We start from the raw sequence: 22,746 nt of genomic DNA, 5'->3' as shown, positions 1-22,746 counted from the left end.
GTTTTAAACGATCTAACGGGCCGTCTGGATCCGCGCGCGCACGACGTAGTGCTGGATTCCCCCGTCCGCCGCCTGGGTCGGCTGGGGCTGGGGCAAGGCGAGGGGGGCGAGTTCGTTGAGGGCGCGTCTGTAGACGCTGCGCTTGAAGAAGACCACCTCGCGCAGCGGACGCCAGTAATGAACCCACCGCCAGTGGTCGAACTCGGGCTTATCACCGGCGTCGAGCCGCACATCCGAGGCCTCACCGAGGAAGCGCAGGACGTACCAGCGTTGCTTCTGGCCGATGCAGATGGGTTCGCAGTTGCGACGGATATAGCGCCTGGGCAGACGGTAGCGCAGCCAGCTCCGGGTGCAGCCCATCACTCTAACGTGGCTGGCTGTCAACCCCACTTCCTCATGGAGTTCGCGGTACATGGCCTCTTCAGGGTGCTCGCCCTGGCGGATCCCGCCCTGGGGGAACTGCCACGAATCCTGGCCGATGCGGCGCGCCCACAGGACCCGGCCACGGTCATTCACGAGGATTATCCCAACATTCGGCCTGAAGCCTTCCTCGTCTATCACGGTTGACCACCCTGGAAACACCCACTTATGGAGATTGTTTCATATCTGCCAGAGGGCGGCAAACCGCCTGTACGCGGGGGCCTCTCCTGTGTATGCTTGCGCGCCCTTCCGGCTTCGTGAGGTCCCCATGATTCTCGCCCTGTTCGACCTCGACAACACTCTCATCGGCGGTGACAGCGACTACCTGTGGGGCCAGCATCTGTGTGACATCGGTGCCGTGGACCGGGAGTGGTTCAAGAGGGAACATGACCGCTACTATCGCGAGTACCTCGAAGGGACCCTGGACATCGCCGATTTCCTTCGCTTCCAGCTGGCGCCCCTGGCGGACAACAGCCTGGCCACTCTGATGCAGTGGCGCGATGACTACATGGAGACCCGCATCTCGCCCATCATCCTGCCACGCGCCAGGGAACTGGTGGCGTCCCATCGGCATCGCGGCCACCTGCCCGTCATTATCACCGCCACGAACCGCTTCATCACCGAACCCATCGCGCGGGAACTGGGGGTGGAGCACCTCATCGCCACGGAACCCGCCGTCTCTGACGAAGGCTTTACCGGAGAAGTCTCCGGGACGCCATCTTATGCCCAAGGCAAGGTCAGCAGGCTAGAGCAGTGGTTGAATGGCAGGGAAGAAAGCCTCCATGGAAGCTGGTTCTACAGCGACTCCCATAACGACATACCGTTGCTTGAACGCGTTGACAACCCGGTCGCCGTAGACCCCGACGCGGTCTTGCGGGAGGAGGCGACGAAGCGGGACTGGCCCATCATCAGCCTGCGCTGAGTTTGAATGTCGGGATGAATCCCGACCTACAAGAAGCGTAACCGCGAAAGACGCGAGTGACGCGAAAAGGGAGAAGGTCAGGGAGGAGTGGCAGTTCGAAAAGGCGCAGCGGATCCACCGTTTCGGCGTCAGCAGAGCGGACGCACGGGTGGTAATCTTTTCCCCTTTCCCATTTCCCTTTTCACATTTCCCCTTTCCCCGGGGGAGAAGGACAGAGGCGTAGGTCGGTTGCTCTTGGCGGCCGACGGAAACTCGGCGCTTTGCGGGCGCGGATGTCGGTTGCCGAGAGCAACCGACCTACAGACTGCTTGACGGGAAACGGAGTATCTACATCCCGATAACGAGGCGAGCTGGTGGGTCCGCTGCGCTTGACCCACCCTACGTTGCTGCGCGCATCGACGTCATGGGAAGGTCCCTTCTCCCTTGGGGAGAAGGACAGGATGAGGGGATGTTGGGCGGGCGCATGGGGCGAAGGGATGTCGGGATGAATCCCGACCTACATCAGTGTCAAAGGAATGCGCAGTAGGGGTGTTGTGCAGGTCGGGCTGTAGGTCGGGCTGTAGATACTCCGTTTCCTGTCAAGCGGTTTGGAGATGCTGATCGCTAAACAGCTTGGAGGAGTCGAAAGGCTGATCATGCTGCATGCAGGCCCAGATTCCGGTGAGGTACTTGCGCATGACGGCGCACAAGGCTTGGATCCGCTTTTTGCCCCGGGCCACCAGAGCGTTATAGAACGCCTTGGCATACGGGTCATGCACGATCGCCACCATCGCTGGCATGTACAGGGCGCTACGCAGGTAGGCATTGCCGGTCTTGGCTAGGCGCCCGGGTCGATGGACGCTAGAGCCCGACTCATGCAGGCGCACGTCCAGCCCAGCATGACGAGCGACTTGTTTGGCCTTCAGGTCCCTGGGCAGTGTGGATAGCTCGGCCAGCAGAGCCAGGCTGCTGGCTGCCGCGAGGCCGGTGGCGGCACAGAGATGGGCCTGATGTTGCGCCAGCTCGGGGGTCTGCTGGATCAAGTCCTGGGCCGCTTGTTGCACCCGTTCGATGCGTTGGTCCAGTTGAGCGATGCTTTCCTCGGCATCCTCGATCAGCAGGGCTGGCGTGCCCCGTTGCGCCTTCAGGGCGTGCAGGTGGTTCTTGGCCTGGGTCCGCGCGTCCATTAGGCGATTGAGATGCCGGCCGAAGTCGCGTAGGGCCCGATAGGTCGATGGCGGCGGGGTCCAGCGCCTAGGCGTCATGCGTTCGGCGTATTCGGCCAACAGGGCGGTGTCGAGCGGGTCGGTCTTACTGCCGCGCAGCGTAATTTCGGCGAAATGCCGGAAGCTGCGCGGGTTGATCACGGACACCGGCAGCCCGGCCTCGTGCAGGGCCAGCGCGAGGTCCAGGTAGTAGATGCCAGTGGCCTCCAGCACGATGCCCGCCGGTTGCAGCGCCTGCAGCTTGCGGATCGCCTGGGCGTGACCTTGGGCAGTCTGTGGGAAGGTGTAGACCTTACTGTTCTTGCCGTCACGACGGCAGAGCAAGTCGAAGGAGCGTGCGGCGACATCAATGCCGATATAAACGCTCATCGTTGTTCCTCCTTTCCCTTCTGGGGTCGGTTGCGTCACACTGATCACCGGTTCCCCGACCTCGCATTTCTTGCCGGTTCGACCTTGTGATACGAAGTCCAGCCAGGCTGGCTTCCCGATACTCCTCGAAATCGGCAATGAGGCGGGGAGCCCATCTACGCGCGAGGTCAGAAACTTCCTGCCTCCAGGTCGGGACGGCTTCCCCGGTGTCTGGCAAAAAACCTAACATGCCAGATAACTCCAACATACAAGGTCGGGCTTCAGCCCGACACCCAGCGCTGGCGGGTGGTACCGGCCCGGCGTGAGGTATGCGCGGCGGGTTTGAATGTCGGGATGAATCCCGACCTACATCCGTGCCACAGGAAGATGCGTTGTCTTGTCTTTGTAGGTCGGGCTGTAGGTCGGGCTTCAGCCCGACAGGCGGGGCCTATATCTGCGGACGAGCCGGAATTATTTCCCTCTCTGGGCTGCCGCGAGCTTTTTGATACGGGCCTGTTCCTTGCGGCGCAAGGCTCTGGCCTTTTCCTTCAACTTCTCGTTGCGCCAGAACTCACGTTCCCATTTGGCCGCGAAGGCCTCGATGGCCTTCTGCCTGGCCTGCTCCATGCGGGCCAGCAGCGCACTCCCTGCCCCCTTTGCCGCCGCACCTTCACTCCCGGGTGCGGCGCTACTAGGTGCGGCTTTGGTTTTGGCCCCTGCCTTCTTTTTGGGCGCGGCCTTTTTCTTCGGCGACGCCTTCTTCTTGGGCGCGGCCTTCTTCTTGGGCGCGGCCTTCTTCTTGGGCGCGGCCTTCTTGGGCGCGGCCTTCTTCTTCGGAGCGGCCTTCTTCGGGGCGGCCTTCTTGGGCGCGGCCTTCTTCTTCGGAGCGGTCTTCTTCGGAGCGGCCTTCTTCGGAGCGGCCTTCTTCTTCGGAGCAGCCTTCTTCGGAGCCACCTTGGTCGCCGATGCCGTCTTCCTCGTAGCGGCCTTCTTCGCCAGCGCCGTCTTCTTCACGACCTTCTTAGTCGCCGCCTTTTTCGTTACAGCCATCTTCAATCTCCCCCACCATGATGAACGTCATGACCTACATACCTAGGCTTACTTTAGTCCACGGTGCACGCTATGCAAGGTTGAAGCCTTCAAAACCTACGTTTTCGCGCCCTTCAGCAAAATTCGTGGCACCAGGAAAAACAACCGACCCTCGTTAAGACCAAATGCGCGCCGGGAAATCGATTCTTCACGCGGCGATCATTGCGAGGACATATCCTTTCACGAACTCCGCGGAGAGGCCGGGTTTTTCATCGATACCACCCTGTGATTTAATCGAAGTCATTGAGGCGGTATCGCACGCACCCGCCTTCATCACCATCGACCATCGGGGTTCACTTGAAACTACAACTCGATAGCGGCGACAGTCAGTTCGCCATCACATCCTACGGTGTGGGCCAGGTGGTCGTGAACGAAGAGCGGCTCACCCGATCATGCATCGTCGGACCGGGGGGGCTCGTGCGGGACTGGGGTCCCGGGGATGTGCGGGAGATGTTACCCCGGCACCTCGAGGCCATCCTCGCCCTGGAGCCCGAGGTCATAATCCTGGGAACGGGTGCGCGTCAGATCTTCCCGGATACCCGCGTCATGGAACCGCTGATCCGCCGTCAGGTGGGACTCGAGGTGATGGATACCGGAGCAGCCTGCCGAACCTACAACATCCTGCTGGCCGAGGGCCGCAGGATCGCGGCGGGACTGATGATGATTTGAAAGGTGTGGAACTCAGGGCTCGAAGACGGTCTCCACCGAGAAGCCTTCCCGCTCCAGGATATCGCGCAGCCTGCGCAGGGCCTCGATCTGTATCTGGCGCACCCGCTCGCGGGTCACGCCCAGTTCGTTCCCCACCTCTTCCAGGGTCGCTATCTCGCGCCCGTAGAGACCGAAGCGGCGTTCCACCACCGCACGCTGTTTGTCGTTCAACTTGCTGAGCCACAACTCGATATGGGCCTGCACGTCCCGGTCCTGGAGCAACACGGATGGATCGGCGTTGTTCTCGTCGGGAATGGAATCAAGCAGTGACTTGTCGTTGTCCGGGGCCCGCGGCACATCCACCGAGGTCACGCGCTCGTTCAGCCCAAGCATGCGTTTGACCTCACCGATGGGCTTGTCCAGCATCTCCGCCACATCCTCGGGGCTCGGCTCGCGGTCCAGTTGCTGGGCCAGTTTGCGGGCGGCACGCAGGTAGACGTTGATCTCCTTGACCACATGGATGGGCAGGCGGATGGTGCGGGTCTGATTCATCAGTGCCCGCTCGATGGTCTGGCGGATCCACCAGGTGGCGTAGGTGGAGAAACGAAAGCCGCGCTCCGGATCGAACTTCTCGACGGCCCGGATGAGTCCCAGGTTACCCTCCTCGATGAGATCGAGCAGCGCCAGCCCTCGGTTCATGTAGCGGCGCGCGATCTTCACCACCAGCCGCAGATTGCTCTCGATCATGCGCTTGCGCGCCGCATCGTCACCCTTCTGGGCGAGGCGCGCGAAGTACACCTCTTCTTCGGCGGTCAGGAGGGGGGAAAAACCGATCTCGCCGAGGTAGAGACGCGTGGCATCCATCTCTCCCTCCGCCATCTCCCGAGGCCCGAAGGTGGTTGCCTTGGAAGCCCCTGGTGTCATGTCGGAATCGGCTGGGATATCCGGTGCTCCTATGGTGTCGCCGGAGAGGTCGGTATCGCCGTCGTCGTCCACATCGAGGACACCATCGGCGATAATATCGGTATCGTCGTCACGCTCGACCATCAGGATTTCATCCCTGTCCTCGTCTCTTTCAAGCATCTGCTCTCTCCGCTGGCGGTTTCTTCCCCGGAAGATAAAGCAAAGGGTCGACTGGCTGACCGTTACGACGAATCTGGAAGTGCAACTTCACCCGGGTTGTACCGGACTGCCCCATACGGGCAATGAGCTGACCTCCATCCACCCATTCCCCTTCCTGTACCAGCAGCTGCTCGTTGTGCGCGTACGCGCTCAGGTGGGTGTTGTTATGTTTGACGATAATAAGCTTGCCGTAGCCTCGAAGTCCACCGCCCGAATACACGACCTTGCCGGCCGACGCAGCGACTATCGCCGTACCGGGAAGGCCTACGATGTCAATGCCCTTGTTGCCCCCGCCGCCATCGAACCGCGCTTCCAGACGGCCCGCCGCGGGCCACCGCCACTTGGGTTTCCCGGCGGTCTCGGGAGCTGCAGAGGTTGGAGGACTCCGGGCCGGTGGCGCGGGCTGCGGCTGGGACTTGACAGAGGGCGCAGACTTGGCCGGCGTCTCCCTGGCCGGGGGACGCCGGGCCACCGTCCCTGACCCGGATGGCGCGGTCAGGGACAACCGCTGGCCGGGATAGATCCGGTAGGGTGGCGCAATGGCGTTCCGGCGCGCCACGTCACGAAAATCGAGACCGTGGGCCCACGCGATGCTGTACAAGGTATCGCCCTTGCGCACGGTATGGACGCCGGCCGCCGGCCGTTCGGCGACCGGCGCCTGGCGCCCTTCGACGGGGGCACGGGCCGGCGACCCGCCACAGCCCGCCAGCATGGCGGCGAGCCAGAATAGCAGCAGCGGTTTGATGAGGGATGGTATCGGCGACATGAGCAAACGCCGCGAGGATCGTTACTGGAGCCCACCCAGCATGGGAACGAAACTCACGGCCTCGAGTCGTTCGCGTTTGAATTCATCGCCATGCCGGGTGATGACGTTGAGGTACTGTAACCCATGCTGCTCACCCACCGGTATCACCATGCGCCCACCGTCGGCCAGTTGCTGGCAGAGTTCCATGGGCACCGCGGCGGGAGCCGCCGTCACCAGCACTCCGCCGAAGGGGGCATACTCGGGCCAACCCCAGCTGCCATCGCTGTGATTGACCTTGATATTGTGAAGACCGAGGGCATAGAAGCGCTCCCGCGCCTGATTGATGAGGGCACCGATACGCTCGACGCTGTATACCCGGTCCACCAACTGCGCCAGCACCGAGGTCTGATAACCACAGCCGGTACCGATCTCCAGCACCTTGTTGATGGGGCCATCGGCCAGCAGGGCCTCGGTCATACGGGCCACCACATAGGGCTGGGAGATGGTCTGTCCGAAGCTGATGGGTAGAGCGGTATCCTCGTAGGCCCTGCTGGAGAGGGCCTCGTCCACGAACACGTGGCGGGGAGTCACGCCAATGGCGGCTAACACCCCCTCGTCCCTGATGCCCGCAGCGCGCAGCCGCGCCACCAATCGGTCGCGGGTGCGCTGGGAGGTCATGCCTTTACCTCGCAGGTTCGCCTTCACCCGAGGTCGACGCCCCGCACCCATTCATGCATCTCGTCCATGGCACTGTAGCGGGTCAGGTCGACCTGAATGGGCGTGATGGATACGAAGCCATTGTTCACGGCGTGGAAGTCGGTGCCCTCGCCGGCGTCCTGCTCAGGCCCCGGAGGCCCCACCCAGTAGACCGTGTCACCGCGGGGATCCGTCATGGGGATCACGGGCTCGGCCTTGTGACGATGACCCAACCGGGTCACCTGGATACCCTGCAGGCGTTCCCAGGGCAGGTCCGGCACGTTGACGTTGAGTATGGTGCTCGGTGGCATGGGGCTCTCGGCCACCTCTTCCACCAGCTGGCGCGCCACCCGCGCCGCCGTGGCGAAATGGTTTCCACTTTTTCCTACCAGGGAGACGGCCAGCGCCGGCAGGCCGAGGAAACGACCCTCCATGGCCGCCGCCACCGTGCCGGAATAGATGACATCATCCCCCAGATTGGCACCCGCGTTGATCCCGGACACCACCATATCCGGATCCACGTCCAACAACCCGGTAATGGCCAGATGGACGCAGTCCGTGGGCGTGCCGTCCACGTAGATGAAGCCGTTGGGCGCGGTACGGGCGCGCATGGGGAGGGTCAGGGTCAGGGAGTTGCTGGCCCCGCTGCGATCGCGCTCGGGTGCGACCACCGTGACCTCGGCGACTTCCGCCAGAGTCGCCGCCAGGATCCCGATACCCGGAGATTGATAACCGTCGTCGTTGCTGACCAGAATGCGCACGCGTCTACCCCGCCACGCCGAACATGGAGGCCGGCGCGAGAATGAATGATGTGTGCCCCCTGCCACGACGACCGTCGTACCCGCGACGGGCCGGGCATGATGGCCGGCGCGAAGTATACGGCCAAACGCCGCGGCACCGCACCTGGGCCGGGGATGGGATCAGGCAGGGCCCACCAGCAGGAACTCCAGCAGCGCCTTCTGGGCGTGGAGACGATTCTCCGCCTCGTCCCACACCACGCTCTGGGGCCCCTCCAGCACGTCCACCGTCACCTCTTCGCCGCGATGGGCCGGCAGGCAGTGCATGAACAGGGCCTCGGGGTGGGCCCGGGACATCAGCCCGGCATTGACCTGATAGGGCGCGAAGCGGGCGGCACGTTCCACCTGCTCGCCCTCCTGGCCCATGCTGGCCCACACGTCCGTGACCACCAGGTCCACCCCCTCGACGGCGTCCCTCGGGTCCCGCACCAGTTCCGCGTCGCCATTGGTCTGCAGGATATCGGGGTCCGGCATATAGCCCTCGGGACAGGCGATACGCAGCTTGAAACCGAGCTGGCGGCTGGCATTGATATAGGAGTGACACATGTTGTTGCCATCCCCGACCCAGGCCACGGTACGACCGCGGATGTCTCCCCGGTGCTCGGCGTAGGTCTCCATGTCCGCGAGCAACTGGCAGGGATGGAAGCGATCCGTGAGGGCATTGATCACCGGCACCCGGGAATAGCGCGCGAACAGCTCGAGCTTGGCGTGCTCGAAGGTGCGCACGGTGATCACATCCACCATCCGCGACAACACCCGGGCGGTGTCCTCCACCGGCTCGCCGCGGCCGAGCTGGGTATCCCGCGGCGACAGGAACAGCGCCCCGCCTCCCAGCTGTTGCATCCCCACCTCGAAGGAGACTCGGGTACGGGTGGATGACTTTTCGAAGATCATGCCGAGGGTGCGGTTCTTGAGGGGCTCGAACACGTCGCCGCTACGATGGAGGGTTTTTAGGATGCTGGCGCGGGTGATGATACGGGTGAGTTCATCCGGCGAGAGGTCCAGCAGGGAAAGGAGTTGGCGCGGCATGGCCATGGCTAGGAGAGGAACCCCCGGACCAGATGGATCACACCATCGGCCAGTTGATCCGCCTCCGCGTCACTCATCACCAGGGGCGGCAACAGGCGGATGACCCGCTGAGCGGTGACATTGATGAGCAGCCCCTGCTCCAGGCCCCGCGCCACCAGTTCGCCGCAGGGCCGGTCCAGCTCTATGCCCATCATCAGACCGCGCCCCCGTATTTCCACCACGCCCGGGAGCCCGGCCAGGCCGCTGCTGAGACGCTCCCGCAGCCGCCTCCCCAGCACGCCGGCCCGTTCCACCAGATGCAACTCATGGACGGTCTCCAGTACCGCCGACACCACCCTCGACGCCAGGGGACTGCCACCGAAGGTGGTGCCATGGCTGCCGGGGCCCATCAGGGACGCCGCCGTCCCCTGGGCCACACACGCGCCCACGGGAAAGCCGTTGCCCAGGGCCTTGGCCAGGGACATGGCATCGGGCTGGATATCCTCATACTGGTGGCCGAACCAGTGGCCGGTCCTGCCGATCCCCGTCTGCACCTCGTCCAGCAGCAACAGCCACTCCGCGTCGTCGCATAGCTGACGCAAACCTTGCAGATAGCCTTCCCCGGAGACGTTCACGCCACCCTCGCCCTGGATGGGCTCCACCAGCACCGCCACGATGTCGTTGTCGCCCCGGGCCAGGGACTCGAGGGCGGACAAATCACCGAAGGGCACGCGCAGGAAGCCGGACACCAGGGGCTCGAAGCCCGCCTGGACCTTGCGGTTACCGGTTGCCGACAGGGTGGCCAGGGTGCGACCGTGGAAGCTGTTGTCCATCACCACGATGACCGGGGACTTGATGCCCCGCTGATGCCCATGCAACCGCGCCAGCTTGATGAGGGCCTCGTTGGCCTCCGCGCCGGAGTTGCAGAAGAACACCCGTTCCATGCCGGCCCGGGCGGTGAGCAACTCACCCGCCTGCTCCTGCAACGGTATCTGATAGAGATTCGAGGTATGCACCAGACGCGAGGCCTGGTCCTGCAACGCCTCGGTGATGGCGGGATGGGCATGGCCGAGGCCACACACCGCGATACCCGCGACGCCGTCCAGGTAGCGCCTGCCCGCCGTATCCCACAACCACACGCCCTCCCCGCGGTCGAATGCCACGGGCTGCCGTGCGTAGGTATTGAACAAGACCGTCATACTCCGCCGATTCTTCGTATCATCCAAAGCAAACGCGGCAGCACGAAGCTGCCGCGGGAATCCACAGGGGTTGGATAGTTAATCAGGCTACGCGCTACAAAACAAGTCACGCCCGGGCGGCGGCCCCAAAGCAGGACGCCACCCGAAGGTGGCGTCCCGGGCACTTCATGGCAGGGAAGGGCTCAGAGCCGGCCGGCCACCGCGTTCCAATCCACGAGGTTCCAGAAGGCCTCCAGGTACTTGGGACGGGCGTTGCGATAATCGATGTAGTAGGCATGCTCCCAGACGTCGCAGGTCATCAGCGGCGTCTTACCGTCCGTCAGGGGCGTGGCGGCGTTGCTGGTATTGACGATCTCGAGCCCACCGTCGGCCCCCTTCACCAGCCACGTCCAGCCGGAGCCGAAGTTGGTGACCGCCGACTTGGTGAAGGCCTCCTTGAAGTCCGCGAAGGACCCGAACTTGGCATCGATGGCATCCGCCAGGGCACCGGCGGGCTCGCCGCCGCCCGTGGGAGACAGGCAGTTCCAGTAGAAGGTGTGGTTCCACACCTGGGCGGCGTTGTTGAACATGCCCCCACTGGACTTGGTGATGACGTCCTCGAGGGACATGTCCGCGAACTCCGTCCCCTCGATGAGGTTGTTGAGGTTGGTCACATAGGTCTGGTGGTGCTTGCCGTAGTGGTACTCCAGGGTCTCGGCGGAGATGTGGGGCTCGAGGGCATTCTTCTCATAGGGCAGCGGCGGCAGTTCATGTACCATTTACTTCTCCTTTGACTTGCGAGTTACGGCCTCCAATCGGAGGACCGCTTTCTTGAAGCTTCGCGTAACGTGAAAGTCGCGAAGCACGATCTCCCCCTCTCCCGCTGGGAGAGGGATGGGGTGAGGGAACGAGCATGGCGATACGCGCTCCTCTTTCATCATCTCGGGCGGCACGCATCGCCATGAGAGTTACCCGGGCCCCGACCGGCCGCGACCGGAAGAATACCCGAGCAAATAAGTAGACTTAGTCTAATGTCCGCCCATCACCTTTTCAAGAAATGCCCGGCATTACAACCGCGGCCCCGTGACGGCCATGTTCCCCGCCACCCCGGGAGCCATGGCCCGGCCTGATCATGGACGCCATCGAACTCAGCCTGTTCCATAGCCGCGTCCAGGCGGTATGCGAAGAGATGGGGGCGGTGCTGCGACGCACCGCCCTGTCCACCAACATCCGCGACCGCCGCGACTACTCCTGTGCCGTCTTCGACCATGCCGGCCGCCTGGGCGCCCAGGCGGCGCATATTCCGGTTCATCTCGGCAGCATGGCCTACGCCATGACCGCCATCGTGAGGGAACAGGACTGGCAGCCGGGCAGCACCCTCATCCTCAACGATCCCTTCATGGGGGGCACCCACCTGCCCGACGTCACCCTGGTCTCGCCGGTGTTCCTCCACGGTCGCCTCAAGGCTTTCGTAGCCAACCGCGCTCACCACGCGGACATCGGAGCCACGGCCCCGGGTTCCATGCCCGTCTCCACCACCCTGGACGAGGAAGGCCTGGTGATCCCACCCACCTTCATCGCCCGCCACGGTCGCCTGCTGGACCAGCGCCTGGCCAACCTCTGCGCCGCCACCGCCAATGCCGCCGACTGCCATGGCGACATGATCGCCCAGCTGAGCGCCAACCTGAGCGGCGTCCAACGGCTCCAGGGGCTCATGGAGACCATGGGGGAAGGCGCCTTCGATAGCGCCCTCGGCGCCCTGAACGCCTATGCTGAGACCCTGGCCCGCCAGACCGTGGAGCAGATCCCGGACGGCCGCTACACCTTTACGGATATCCTGGACGACGATGGCGCCGGCACCCTGGACTTGCCCATAAGGGTGCAACTGGTCATCGCCGGCGACGCGGCCACGGTCGATTTCGCCGGTACCCACGACCAGGTCACCGGCAACGTCAACTGCCCCCTGTCGGTGACCGCGGCTGCCGTGTTCTATGTCTTCCGCTGCCTGATGCCCGCCCCCACCCCGGCCTGCGACGGTGCCCTGCGCCCCCTCGCCATCGCCGCTCCCGCCGGCAGCCTGGTGAATGCCCGCCGCCCGGCGGCGGTGGCCGCAGGCAACGTCGAGACCAGCACCCGCATCGTCGATGCGGTGCTGGGGGCCCTGGCGGCGGCCCTGCCGGATCGCATCCCCGCCGCCAGCCATGGCTCCATGAACAACCTGGCCATGGGGGCCCGGAAGACCAAGACCCCGTGGGACTACTACGAGACCATCGGCGGCGGCATGGGGGCAGGCCGGGACGGCGGTGGCCTGGACGGTGTCCAGACCCATATGACCAACACCCTCAACACCCCCGCCGAGACCCTGGAGATGCGCTACCCCCTGCGGGTGACCCGCTACGCCCTGCGCCGGGGTTCCGGGGGCGCCGGCCGGCGCCGTGGCGGCGACGGCCTGGTACGAGAGATGACCTCCCTGCAGGAGGCCACCGTCACCCTGCTGACGGAGCGCCGCCGCCACCCCCCCTGGGGCCTCGCGGGCGGCGGCGACGGCAGCCCCGGCCGCAACCTGTTGAACGACCGGACCCTGCCGTCCAAGACCACCTTCACCGCCCACCCCGGCGACCGCCTCGCCATCGAGACCCCCGGCGGCGGCGGCTGGGGTGCCGCCGAGGAGTAGCCTTGTTGGGCTTCGTTCCTCACCCCAACCTACGAGCTGTCGGGCTGAAGCCCGACCTACAAACACCCCCCCCACCGTCGGTTCCCGGGGCACGCATGTAGGTCGGGATTCATCCCGACATCCCGGCCAGATACACCCCCACCGCCCATTCCTTCGGCACGGATGTAGGTCGGGATTTATCCCGACAATCAAACAGGTTCCTTGGTGTTCTTGGCGTTCTTGGCGAGAGGAAATTCTCCTCTCTACACCCACGAATTCTGCTGACGAGTCCGCTTTTTTTACAGCCAGACGAACACGCAGATCGCGCCCGGCTTGATCCCGCCAGGGTGTGGGGCGCGGCGGAACTGTTAGGATCGGGGTCCGACGGAACCATGGGAGGTGCATGATCGATGTGTGGCATTTGTGGCGAGTTACGGTTCGACGGCGCCCCGCCCGAGGCTGAACCCCTGGAGCGCATGAGCGCACGTCTGGCGCGCCGCGGCCCCGACGACCGGGGCGAGTTCTTCGACGGCCCCGTGGCCCTGGGCCATCGCCGCCTCGCCATCATCGACCTCAGCGAGCGGGCCCACCAACCCATGCTCGATACGGCCCACGGCCTGGCCCTGGTGTTCAACGGCACCATCTACAATTTCCGTGCCCTGCGGGACGAACTCGCCGGCCTCGGCCACACCTTCCAATCCGAGGGTGATACCGAGGTGATCCTGCGTGCCTACCGGCAGTGGGGCGACGACTGCCTCCGGCGCCTCCAGGGCATGTTCGCCTTCGCCCTGTGGGACCGGGAGCGCCGGCGCCTGCTGCTGGCCCGGGACCGCTACGGCATCAAGCCCCTCTACTATGCCCTGGATGGCCAGCGCCTGCGTTTCGCCTCCAATCCCCAGGCCCTGCTGGCGGCGGGCGGCGTGGACACCCGCATCGACGCGGTGGCCCTGCATCATCATTTCACCCTCCACGGCGTGGTGCCGGCGCCGCGCACGGTGCTCGCGGGCGTGCGCAAGGTGGAGCCGGCCACCACCCTCGCCGTGGATATCGGCGGGCGCACCGAGACTCGCGGCTACTGGAGCCTGCGCGCGGAGCGTCCGGCCGCGCCCCGCAGCGAGGACGAATGGGTGGAGGACATCCATGACGCCCTGCGGCGCGCCGTGGAAAAGCGCCTCAAGGTGGCCGACGTGCCCGTCGGGGTGCTGCTGTCCGGCGGCCTGGATTCGAGCCTGCTGGTGGGTCTGCTGGCCGAGGCCGGGGTGGCCGACATCCGCACCTTCTCCATCGGCTTCGAGGACGTGGCCGGCGAGGCCGGCAGCGAGTTCGTCTATTCGGACCAGGTGGTGGAACGCTTCGCCACCCGCCATCACCAATATCGCATCCCCAACGACGCCGTACTGGCGCGCCTGCCCGAGGCCGTGGACCAGATGGCCGAGCCCATGGTGGGCCAGGACGCCGTGGCCTTCTTCCTGCTGGCGGAGCAGGTGGCCCGGGAGGTCAAGGTGGTGCAGAGCGGCCAGGGGGCCGACGAGGTGTTCGGCGGCTACTTCTGGTACCCGCGCATGTACGCCGACGGCGACGGCACCCCCACCGAGCGTTTCGCGCGTCACTATTTCGACCGCGACCACGAGGAGTACCTCGCCATGGTCACCACTCCCTACTGGGGACCCGACCACAGCGCCCGTACCGTGGCCGAGCGCCTGGCCCGGCCCCACGGGGACGAGTTCCTGGACCAGGTGCTGCGCATGGACGTCACCATGCTCATCGTGGATGACCCGGTGAAGCGGGTGGATAACATGACCATGGCCTGGGGTCTGGAGGCGCGAGTGCCCTTTCTCGACCAGGAGGTGGTGGAACGGGCAGCGGCCATGCCCCCCGCACTGAAGCTCGGGGCCGGTGGCAAGTACGTGCTCAAGCGCATCGCCCGCGGCCTCATACCGGACGCCGTCATCGACCGCCCCAAGGGCTATTTCCCCATGCCGGCCCTCAAGTTCGTGCGCGGGCCCTTCCTGGACTTCATGCGCGACATCCTCAACTCCGAGGCCTGCCTGGGACGCGGACTCTACCAGCGCAGCTACGTGGAACGCTTACTGTCCGAGCCGGAGACCCACTTCACCCGCCTCCAGGGCAGCAAGCTGTGGCATCTGGCCCTGCTGGAGCTGTGGTTGCAACGCAACGTGGACGGCGCTTGATCCGCGGAGCGAATAGCCTCATAACCCACACCTTTATCGTGCCGACCCCGCCCCCTAGACTGAGAGACTCTAATTTTTAGACACAGCTGAACGAGGTAGCGCAATGGACGTAATGGACCGGATCCGCGACGCGGTGGAAAGCAACCCCGTGGTCATCTTCATGAAGGGTACGCCCCAGTTTCCCCAGTGCGGCTTCTCCAGCCGCGCCGCGGCGGCCCTGTCGGCCTGCGAGCAGGAGTTCGGCTACGTGAACGTGCTGGCCGATCCCGAGATATTCGAGAACCTGCCCCGCTTTGCCGACTGGCCCACCTTCCCCCAGATCTACATCAACGGCGAACTCATCGGTGGCTGCGACATCACCCTGGAACTCTACGAGAAGGGCGAGTTGAAGAAGATGGTGGATAGCGCCACTGCCAGCGCCAAGGAGGCCTGAGCCCGGGGGCCACCTGCAGCGACAGGACGCCGTCAGGCCGGTAGCGGCCAGGGGTCATGGTGGATGGCCACCGCCAGCATGTAGCCATATACCCCCAGCGCCGCCACCAGGGCGACGATCCTGATGGTGCGGGTACGGCCCCGCTTCAAGGCCAGGGTGCCCAACAGGATATAGACCAGCAGGGCCACCAGCTTGGCCATGAGCCAGGGCTGATGAAGGGGATTGAGGTGGGCCCACAGCGCCAGGCCGACGCCACTGGCCAGCAGCAGGGTATCCACCCCATGGGGCAGCACCCGCGTAAGACGCCGTCGCAGCAGCGCCGACTCCCGCAACATCCACCAGCCCCGCAACACGAAGCCACCCAGGGACAGCAGCACCAGGGCGACGTGGAGTTGCTTGAGGAGCAGATAAGTCACGGCGTCCACCGGGGGTAACCGGCCCCGCCCCCGGGGATAGCCCGGGGGCGCTCAGGAAGGGCCATCCGCACCGTCCTCCAACCACAGGCACCCCGCCTCACTGGCCGCCTGGATCTCCTGCAGGCGCGCCTCGTGGGCGGCCACTTCGTCGGGATTGGCACGCAGCACCCGCAGGGGCGGCCGTCCCGACGCCAGCCGCCTGACGCCGCCGCCGGCGTCCGTACCCTCGTCCTCACGGGCCAGCAGCAGGGGCGCCTGCCCCCCCGTCATGGCCAGATATACCTCCGCGAGGATCTGGGCATCCAGCAGCGCCCCATGAAGTTCGCGGCCGGAGTTGTCCACTCCATAGCGCTTGCACAAGGCATCGAGGCTGTTCTTCTGCCCGGGGTGGCGGTCGCGAGCCATGAGCAGGGTATCCAGGACCCGGCAGCGGTCGCCGATGCGCCCCAGATTCTTCATCAGATACTGCAGCTCGGCATTGATGAAGCCGACATCGAAGGGGGCGTTGTGGATCACCAGTTCGGCATCCCCCAGGTAATCCAGGAACTCCGTCACCACATCGGCGAAGCGGGGCTTGTCCGCCAGGAATTCGTTGTCGATGCCATGCACCGCCACCGCGCCGGCATCGATGCGACGATCCGGATTGAGGTATTGATGGTAGTTGTTGCCGGTCAGGCGCCGGTTCATCAGTTCCACGCCACCGATCTCGATGATGCGGTGACCATCCAGGGGATCCAGCCCCGTGGTCTCGGTATCCAGCACGATCTGCCTCATGACGAACCTCCTGCCTTGCGCCGGTTCGCCATACCCTCGCGGGCCAGGGCGTCGGCACGTTCATTCTCCGGGTGCCCGGCATGCCCCCGGACCCAGTGCCATGACACGGCGTGGCGGGCGGTGGCGGCATCGAGGCGACGCCACAGGTCCTCGTTCTTGACCGGCTTCTTCGCGGCGGTGCGCCAACCCCGGGCCTTCCAGTTCGCCAGCCATTCGCTGATGCCTTTCTGGACATATTGGGAATCGGTGTAGAGGCGCACCGTACACGGACGCTTCAGGGCCTCCAGACCCTGGATGGCGGCCATCAACTCCATGCGATTATTGGTGGTCGCGGCCTCGCCCCCCGACAGGGTACGTTCATGGCCGTCGTAGCGCATCAGCACCCCCCACCCACCCGGTCCGGGATTGCCGCTGCAGGCGCCGTCCGTGTAGAGTTCCACTGCCTCGTCAGCCATGGTGGACCACCCGGGCGGCGCGGCGCGTGGTGGGCGCCCCCAGCCCCGACGGCAGCAGGCGTCGTTCGGGGCGCCAGCGGGGCTTGAGGGGCGTGACGGCCACCACCCGCTTGCGTGCCACCATGACGTAGATCCCGCCGCCCATGCCCCATAGCCGCCGCCCCACGCCATCCAGGAATCGCAGCCTGTCCATCAGCGCCGGCTGGGACAATGGGGGGCGATAGAAGCAGCTGTCGGTGACGATCACGTCGAAACCCAGCAACGCCAGCCAGTCCTTGAGACGGCTGGCGCTGATGAAGTCACCGTTCCACGGCGCGCTGCCACGGCGCCGGTCGAACAGGCGTCGCAGCCCCATCAGGCTCCAGGGATTGAAGCCCGTGACCACCAGGTGGCCCTCGGGGACCAGGACCCGCTCCGCCTCGCGCAATGCCTGATGGGGGTGGTCCTCGAACTCCAGCACGTGGGGCAACACCACCACGTCGATGCTCTCGGAGGCCACCGGCAGGGCCTTCGGAATACCACGAAAAAAGCTGTGCCGGAGATGGGACGGGGGAGTTCCGACGCCCATGATCATGGCGTTCTGCACCCGGCTGTCCTCGAGCAGATCCACGCCGTCCAGGGACTCCACCTGCAGCAGGTGATAGCCGAACAGATCCGGCAGGACCTGACCGAGGGCCGCCACCTCCTCCTCCAATACCCAGGCGCCGGGGCGGGTGCGGAACCATGCCCTCAGCCGCCGCCGTCTCTCGGCCTTCAGTGACCCGGCGGCCGTGCTATACGGTTGTTCTCGTTCTTCCAGGGACATGACTCGACTCGGACGCTGACGGGCGGAAAATCGCATTTGGGATACGGGTGACCTGAGCATAGCTCACGGTCACGCCGGCGATCATAGCGCATCCGGCACCCCGTCCGCCCCCGCCGCGACCCCACCCTGATGCCGCCGGGATGAGCGTCTGCCGGACTTGACCGCCTCCCCTCCCCTCCCTAGCATTGCCCGCCATGTCGGGAGGATACAAGCCATCATCACTTCGCCTGCCGGTCCTGGCCGTGCTGGCCCTGGCCCTCGCCCTGGCCTTGTCCGGGTGCGGGATGCTGCCTTCCCGCGGTGGGCCCGAGGCCACGGTGACGGGGCCGGCCACCGGGGCCGCCCCCGCGCCGTCGCCCCCGGCCGCGGCCGATCACCCCCCGCCGACGGCCCATGAGTCTCCCCTCCCGCCACCCGATCTGTGGACGAGACTGCGCGGCGGCTTCCGCCTGACGGCGGCGCGTCATGATCGCATCCGGCAACAGACCCGACACTGGCAGGAGCGGGGACGGCATCTCACCACGGTCAGCGAGCGCGCCGAGCCCTTTCTCCACTTCATCGTCTCCCGGGTAGAGGACCGCGATATGCCCGGCGAAGTGGCGTTGGTGCCCTTCGTGGAAAGCGCCTTCGACCCTCACGCCCGCTCCTATCTGGAAGCCGCGGGCCTGTGGCAGTTCATGCCGGCCACGGCGCGCCACTTCGGGCTGCGCAGCGACTGGTGGTATGACGCCCGCCGCGACGTGGTGGCCTCCACGGGGGCGGCGTTGGACTACCTCGAATACCTCAACGATCTGTTCGATGGCGACTGGCTGCTGGCCCTGGCGGCCTACAACGCCGGCGAGGGGACGGTGCGCAGGGCCATGGAGCGCAACCGCTTCCGGGGCCTGGGCACGGATTACTGGTCCCTGGAGTTACCGCGGGAGACCGAGACCTACGTGCCACGGATCCTGGGCCTGGCCCGGGTACTCGCGGCCCCGGAGCGCCACGGTGTCCGGTTGCACCCCATCGACAACCGGCCACGGCTCGCCGTGGTGGACCTCGAGGCCGCCGTGGAGATGGAACTGGCGGCGGAGCTCAGCGGCCTGGATGCGGCCACCGTGCGCGACCTGAACCCCGGTTACCTGCGCTGGGCCAGCGCCCCAGACGGCCCCCACTATCTGGTGATGCCTGCCGACAGGGCCGATGCCTTGCGCCGGGCCCTGGCCAGGACACCTTCCGCGCGTTGGGTACGCTGGCACCGCCATCGCGTACGCCGGGGAGACTCCCTGTATGTCATCGCGCGCCGCTATGGCACCTCGGTCGACACCCTGATGCGACTCAACGGCATGTCGGGCCATCTGCTGGCCGTGGGCCGCGACCTCAAGGTGCCCCGTGCTCCCGGCACCACGGCGTCCGCCCCCGCCGGCGCGGCCACCACCCGCGCCTACACGGTGCGCTCCGGCGACAGCCTGTGGGCCATCGCCCGGCGCTTCAACGTCCGAGTCCACGACCTGACCCGCTGGAACGACCTGTCCAGGGACACCGTGCTGCGCCCCGGCCAGGTGCTGGCACTCCGACCGCCCACCAGCACCGCCTGAGCCCACTCCCACCGCGGCCCGATGTGGCCGCTGCCATACCCGGCCCCGAACCGCGCCACGCCGCGTGTCCGCCGGCGCCCCATGGGTTAATCTTCCGCCATGCTTCAAGTGCCCGAAAAACTCGGCAAATACGAGGTCCTGGAACTCATCGGCAAGGGCGGCATGGCCGAGGTCTACCTGGGTTACGATCCCTTCGCCGATCGCAAGGTGGCCCTCAAGGTGCACAAGACCAGCGGCGAAGACGACCACGCCCTGCGCTTCCAGCGCCGGCTGTTTTTCAACGAGGCCCATACCGCCGGGTTGCTGGACCACAACAACATCATGACGGTCTACGATGCCGGGGTGGAGCAGGACCTGCCCTACATCGTGATGGAGTACGTGGCCACCGCCCGCACCCTCAAGGACCATTGCAGCCGGGACCGCCTGTTGCCGGTGAAAGACGTGGTGGAGATCGTCTTCAAATGCGCCCGCGCCCTCGACTACGCCCATCGCCAGGGCGTGGTGCATCGCGACATCAAGCCCACCAACATCATGCTGACGGAGAGCGGCGACGTGAAGATCGGCGACTTCGGCATCGCCCAGCGCATCGCCTCCGAGACCACCCAGATGCTGGGCATGATCGGCTCGCCCCGTTATATGTCTCCCGAACAGGCCCAGGAAGGGGATGTATCCCATCTCTCGGACCTGTTCTCCCTCGGGGTGGTGTTGTACGAGTTGCTGACGGGCAGGCAGCCCTTCACGGCCAAGACCTTCTCCCACCTCATCTACACCATCATCAACGACAACCCGCCCGCCCTGCGCCAGGTGCGACCGGACCTGCCGGCGGATCTGGAACCCATCGTCGACAGGCTGCTACGCAAGGATCCCACGCGCCGCTACCAGCGCGGCAATGACCTTGCCGCCGATCTCAGCCGCGCCTTCGGCTATCTGGAGGCGGCCGAAAGCACCATCGACGATGACGAGAAGTTCAACATCGCGCGCAAGTTGGAGTTTTTCGGCGAGTTCACGGATGCGGAACTGTGGGAGGTGTTGCGGGCCGCCCTGTGGGAGCGTTACACCACCGCCGACCGCATCATCACCGAAGGCAATGTGGACCAGGCCTTCTACATCATCGTCCACGGCGACGTCATGGTGAAGAAGGGCCCCAAGCTGCTGGGCATGCTGGAGACCGGCGACTGCTTCGGGGAGATGGCCTACCTGTCCAGCAGCCAGCGCACCGCCAGCATCTATGCCGTCAACGACGTGGCCACCATGAAACTGAACGAGTCCCTCATCGAGCAGACCTCCACCGAGTGCCAGTTGAAGTTCCTCAAGGTGTTCCTGCGCACCCTGGTGACCCGCCTGACCCATACCAGCGAGAAACTCAGCAACAACCCATGAGGCCATCGCCACCGTGACCCTGCGCGTACTCCACATCACCGACACCCACCTGTTCGCTACGCCCCACGCGCGGCATCGCGGCCTCGACACGGAAGCCACCCTGGAAGCCGTAATCGGGATGGCCGCCACCCACCCCTGGGACCTGGTGCTGGTGACCGGGGATCTCGTCCATGACGGCGCCCCCGAGGGCTACCGGCGTCTCGCCGACCATCTCGACGTGTTCGGCGTCCCCGCCCTGTGCATTCCCGGCAACCACGACGACCCCGCCGCCCTCGCCGGGGCCCTGCCCAGGGGCGCCCTGGCCTGGCAGGGTCTCCACGAGGCCGCGCCGTGGACCCTCCTGATGCTGGACAGCCACCTCCCGGGCGCGGTGGGAGGCGAATTGGGCGAGATGGAACTGCAGCGTCTGACGGCCGAACTCGCCGGCGGTGAGGGCCCGGTGCTCATCGCCCTCCATCACCCGCCGGTGGCGGTGGGTTCGGCCTGGATGGACACCGACGGACTGCGTGATGCCGCCGCCTTCTGGGACGTGGTGGACCCAAGCCCGCGGGTAAAAGGTGTCCTGTGGGGCCACATCCACCAGGCCTTCGACACCACCCGGAGCCGGATCCGGCTCATGGCGTCCCCTTCAACCGGCCTGCAGTTCACACCCCACAGCCCCGAATTCGCCCTCGACCCCAGGCCCCCGGGTTACCGCCGCCTGCTCCTCGACAGCGATGGCGGCATCGATTCCGAGGTCCTGAGACTACCCCGAAGCCCGGGATCTCTATGAAGCCCAGCATCTCTATAATGAACCACGAAGCGCCGGCGCATACGCCATTTCTCCAAGAAGATCCCATGAATCACTTGCGCGGTTGATGCCAATCCATACAGTCCGATAAGGAGAACCCCATGTCCGACATCATCCAGATTGACCCAATGGATCCGGGCAAGCGCAACTCGCCCATCGCCATTCCCGCCGACGAGAACTCCACCGTGATGCTCGATGGCAGCGACCGGACCTGCGCCTGGAACGACCAGGACTTCGCCGAAGGCGACCGGGTATGCGACGGCGGTATCACCTATGAGTGCAGCTTCGGCAAATGGGTGAAGACCGACGGCAGCTGCTGACCGGACTTCCTTCACGCGCCCGCCGCCGGCTCGCCAAGCGCAGCGGCAACCCGCTCCAACACCGCCTCGGGATCGTCACCGTCGTCATAGGGCACCACGGCGGTGCGTAACGAGTAGCCCGGGAGGGTGACCACCCGGGCCTGCAGGCGCTCGACGATGAGTTCCGCCCCCGCCAGCGGCGTGCGACTCAGCATGAGGATGAAGCGGTTGCCACCGCAGCGGGCGAACAGGTCCACGGTACGGGTGGCCTCACGCACGTAGTCGGCGATGACCTTGAGCACCACCTCCTCGATAGCCGGGCTGTCCGCCGCTTCTTCGTCGCCCGCCAGCACGTCGAAGGCCAGCAGCGTCAGGGGCTCGGCATAGCGCCGCACCTTTTCCACCTCGAGGCCGAGGTGGGCCTTGAAATAGGCCATGGAGAAGGCCCCGGTGGTAGGTAGAACGTGCGGCATTGCCAAGCCGCTGCTGTCCCCCTTTTCTGTGCCGTTTCTGTGCCGTTTCTGTGCGATAGAACCAACGCTCAAGCGTTTCCCGACTTTCACGTTAAGTTTCTTGGTTGAAAAGCAGGACACAACTCCCTTGGGCAATGATCAACTCGTTTGAAGGGTTTTTTCTTTCCCCAGCACGTATTCTGACTCAAATAACGGCTAAAAGCCGGCAGATATCGTGCTTGTGCTCGTCTCCAAATACAAGCCATACTATTTTGGCCTTTGTGCAGTCTTACTGCATGCATTCAAGAGGGCTCCGGCCGACGCTGACTTACGGTCGAGCTA

Annotated in this window: 24 protein-coding genes; 9 read left to right on the top strand and 15 right to left on the bottom strand. The window is 65.3% G+C overall.

Annotation, left to right across the window (positions count from 1 at the left end):
- Window positions 1–12: 12 nt before the first annotated feature.
- Window positions 13–561: an RNA pyrophosphohydrolase gene (locus U5S82_15915; protein MDZ7753096.1), complete on the bottom strand. Its 549-nt coding sequence runs from the start codon at window positions 559–561 to the stop codon at window positions 13–15.
- A gap of 127 nt (window positions 562–688) precedes the next feature.
- Between U5S82_15915 and U5S82_15910 the strand changes: the two genes are divergently transcribed.
- Complete coding sequence (locus U5S82_15910) at window positions 689–1,342, top strand: HAD family hydrolase (GenBank protein MDZ7753095.1); 654 nt, start codon at window positions 689–691, stop codon at window positions 1,340–1,342.
- A gap of 578 nt (window positions 1,343–1,920) precedes the next feature.
- Here U5S82_15910 and U5S82_15905 read toward each other — a convergent pair.
- Both U5S82_15905 and U5S82_15900 read right to left on the bottom strand, forming a co-directional pair.
- Window positions 1,921–2,916 (bottom strand): IS110 family transposase, encoded by a 996-nt coding sequence (locus U5S82_15905; protein MDZ7753094.1) that lies wholly within the window; start codon window positions 2,914–2,916, stop codon window positions 1,921–1,923.
- A 450-nt stretch (window positions 2,917–3,366) separates the two neighbouring features.
- Window positions 3,367–3,945 (bottom strand): hypothetical protein, encoded by a 579-nt coding sequence (locus U5S82_15900; protein MDZ7753093.1) that lies wholly within the window; start codon window positions 3,943–3,945, stop codon window positions 3,367–3,369.
- 336 nt (window positions 3,946–4,281) lie between these two features.
- Between U5S82_15900 and U5S82_15895 the strand changes: the two genes are divergently transcribed.
- Window positions 4,282–4,653 carry an Mth938-like domain-containing protein gene (locus U5S82_15895; protein ID MDZ7753092.1) on the top strand — a complete coding sequence of 124 codons (372 nt, stop codon included), beginning with the start codon at window positions 4,282–4,284 and terminating at the stop codon, window positions 4,651–4,653.
- Window positions 4,654–4,665: 12 nt separating this feature from the next.
- Here U5S82_15895 and rpoS read toward each other — a convergent pair whose 3' ends face one another.
- The 7 genes from rpoS to U5S82_15860 all read right to left on the bottom strand — a co-directional run bounded on the left by rpoS (window position 4,666) and on the right by U5S82_15860 (window position 10,957).
- Entirely contained in the window at window positions 4,666–5,715 is a 1,050-nt protein-coding gene (gene rpoS / locus U5S82_15890; protein ID MDZ7753091.1) for an RNA polymerase sigma factor RpoS, read from the bottom strand.
- Window positions 5,708–6,520, bottom strand: coding sequence for a peptidoglycan DD-metalloendopeptidase family protein (locus tag U5S82_15885; GenBank protein MDZ7753090.1), 813 nt, complete (start codon window positions 6,518–6,520; stop codon window positions 5,708–5,710). The genes rpoS and U5S82_15885 overlap by 8 nt, the downstream gene beginning before the upstream one ends.
- Before the next feature lie 21 nt (window positions 6,521–6,541).
- Window positions 6,542–7,177, bottom strand: a complete 636-nt coding sequence (locus tag U5S82_15880; GenBank protein MDZ7753089.1) for a protein-L-isoaspartate(D-aspartate) O-methyltransferase — start codon at window positions 7,175–7,177, stop codon at window positions 6,542–6,544.
- 23 nt (window positions 7,178–7,200) lie between these two features.
- On the bottom strand, window positions 7,201–7,956 hold the full coding sequence (gene surE / locus U5S82_15875) for a 5'/3'-nucleotidase SurE (protein MDZ7753088.1): 756 nt from the start codon (window positions 7,954–7,956) through the stop codon (window positions 7,201–7,203).
- 159 nt (window positions 7,957–8,115) lie between these two features.
- Window positions 8,116–9,027, bottom strand: coding sequence for an ornithine carbamoyltransferase (gene argF / locus U5S82_15870; protein ID MDZ7753087.1), 912 nt, complete (start codon window positions 9,025–9,027; stop codon window positions 8,116–8,118).
- Between the two features lie 2 nt (window positions 9,028–9,029).
- Complete coding sequence (locus U5S82_15865; GenBank protein MDZ7753086.1) at window positions 9,030–10,199, bottom strand: aspartate aminotransferase family protein; 1,170 nt, start codon at window positions 10,197–10,199, stop codon at window positions 9,030–9,032.
- A gap of 182 nt (window positions 10,200–10,381) precedes the next feature.
- Window positions 10,382–10,957, bottom strand: a complete 576-nt coding sequence (locus tag U5S82_15860; protein MDZ7753085.1) for a Fe-Mn family superoxide dismutase — start codon at window positions 10,955–10,957, stop codon at window positions 10,382–10,384.
- 353 nt (window positions 10,958–11,310) lie between these two features.
- Here U5S82_15860 and U5S82_15855 point away from each other — a divergent pair, with 353 nt between their 5' ends.
- From U5S82_15855 to grxD, 3 genes are all read left to right on the top strand, one after another.
- The gene (locus tag U5S82_15855) at window positions 11,311–12,852 is read left to right on the top strand and encodes a hydantoinase B/oxoprolinase family protein (GenBank protein ID MDZ7753084.1); all 1,542 of its coding nucleotides are present in this window, start codon (window positions 11,311–11,313) and stop codon (window positions 12,850–12,852) included.
- A gap of 389 nt (window positions 12,853–13,241) precedes the next feature.
- Window positions 13,242–15,023: an N-acetylglutaminylglutamine amidotransferase gene (locus tag U5S82_15850; protein ID MDZ7753083.1), complete on the top strand. Its 1,782-nt coding sequence runs from the start codon at window positions 13,242–13,244 to the stop codon at window positions 15,021–15,023.
- 103 nt (window positions 15,024–15,126) lie between these two features.
- Entirely contained in the window at window positions 15,127–15,456 is a 330-nt protein-coding gene (gene grxD / locus U5S82_15845) for a Grx4 family monothiol glutaredoxin (protein MDZ7753082.1), read from the top strand.
- Between the two features lie 32 nt (window positions 15,457–15,488).
- Here grxD and U5S82_15840 read toward each other — a convergent pair whose 3' ends face one another.
- From U5S82_15840 to U5S82_15825, 4 genes are read right to left on the bottom strand one after another with little or no spacing between them, the layout of a single operon-like run.
- Entirely contained in the window at window positions 15,489–15,872 is a 384-nt protein-coding gene (locus U5S82_15840; GenBank protein ID MDZ7753081.1) for a SirB2 family protein, read from the bottom strand.
- 51 nt (window positions 15,873–15,923) lie between these two features.
- A complete protein-coding gene (gene dnaQ / locus U5S82_15835; protein ID MDZ7753080.1) occupies window positions 15,924–16,646 on the bottom strand; it encodes a DNA polymerase III subunit epsilon in 723 nt (240 codons plus the stop codon).
- Window positions 16,643–17,101 carry a ribonuclease HI gene (gene rnhA, locus U5S82_15830; GenBank protein MDZ7753079.1) on the bottom strand — a complete coding sequence of 153 codons (459 nt, stop codon included), beginning with the start codon at window positions 17,099–17,101 and terminating at the stop codon, window positions 16,643–16,645. The genes dnaQ and rnhA overlap by 4 nt, the downstream gene beginning before the upstream one ends.
- Entirely contained in the window at window positions 17,094–17,906 is an 813-nt protein-coding gene (locus U5S82_15825; protein MDZ7753078.1) for a methyltransferase domain-containing protein, read from the bottom strand. The genes rnhA and U5S82_15825 overlap by 8 nt, the downstream gene beginning before the upstream one ends.
- 194 nt (window positions 17,907–18,100) lie before the next feature.
- Between U5S82_15825 and U5S82_15820 the strand changes: the two genes are divergently transcribed.
- The 4 genes from U5S82_15820 (at window position 18,101) to U5S82_15805 (ending at window position 21,973) form a co-directional block, all read left to right on the top strand.
- Window positions 18,101–19,483 carry a LysM peptidoglycan-binding domain-containing protein gene (locus U5S82_15820; GenBank protein ID MDZ7753077.1) on the top strand — a complete coding sequence of 461 codons (1,383 nt, stop codon included), beginning with the start codon at window positions 18,101–18,103 and terminating at the stop codon, window positions 19,481–19,483.
- A 99-nt stretch (window positions 19,484–19,582) separates the two neighbouring features.
- A complete protein-coding gene (locus U5S82_15815) occupies window positions 19,583–20,863 on the top strand; it encodes a serine/threonine-protein kinase (GenBank protein MDZ7753076.1) in 1,281 nt (426 codons plus the stop codon).
- Between the two features lie 13 nt (window positions 20,864–20,876).
- Window positions 20,877–21,635 (top strand): phosphodiesterase, encoded by a 759-nt coding sequence (locus U5S82_15810; protein MDZ7753075.1) that lies wholly within the window; start codon window positions 20,877–20,879, stop codon window positions 21,633–21,635.
- A gap of 119 nt (window positions 21,636–21,754) precedes the next feature.
- Window positions 21,755–21,973 carry a hypothetical protein gene (locus tag U5S82_15805; protein MDZ7753074.1) on the top strand — a complete coding sequence of 73 codons (219 nt, stop codon included), beginning with the start codon at window positions 21,755–21,757 and terminating at the stop codon, window positions 21,971–21,973.
- 11 nt (window positions 21,974–21,984) lie between these two features.
- Here U5S82_15805 and U5S82_15800 read toward each other — a convergent pair whose 3' ends face one another.
- Complete coding sequence (locus U5S82_15800; GenBank protein ID MDZ7753073.1) at window positions 21,985–22,389, bottom strand: diguanylate cyclase; 405 nt, start codon at window positions 22,387–22,389, stop codon at window positions 21,985–21,987.
- Window positions 22,390–22,746: the final 357 nt, after the last annotated feature.

The organism is Gammaproteobacteria bacterium, from assembly GCA_034522055.1.
In the GTDB taxonomy this organism is placed as follows: domain Bacteria; phylum Pseudomonadota; class Gammaproteobacteria; order JAABTG01; family JAABTG01; genus JAABTG01.
The sequence above is the reverse complement of the archived record's forward strand: the minus strand, read 5'-3'. Positions and strand labels throughout refer to the sequence as shown.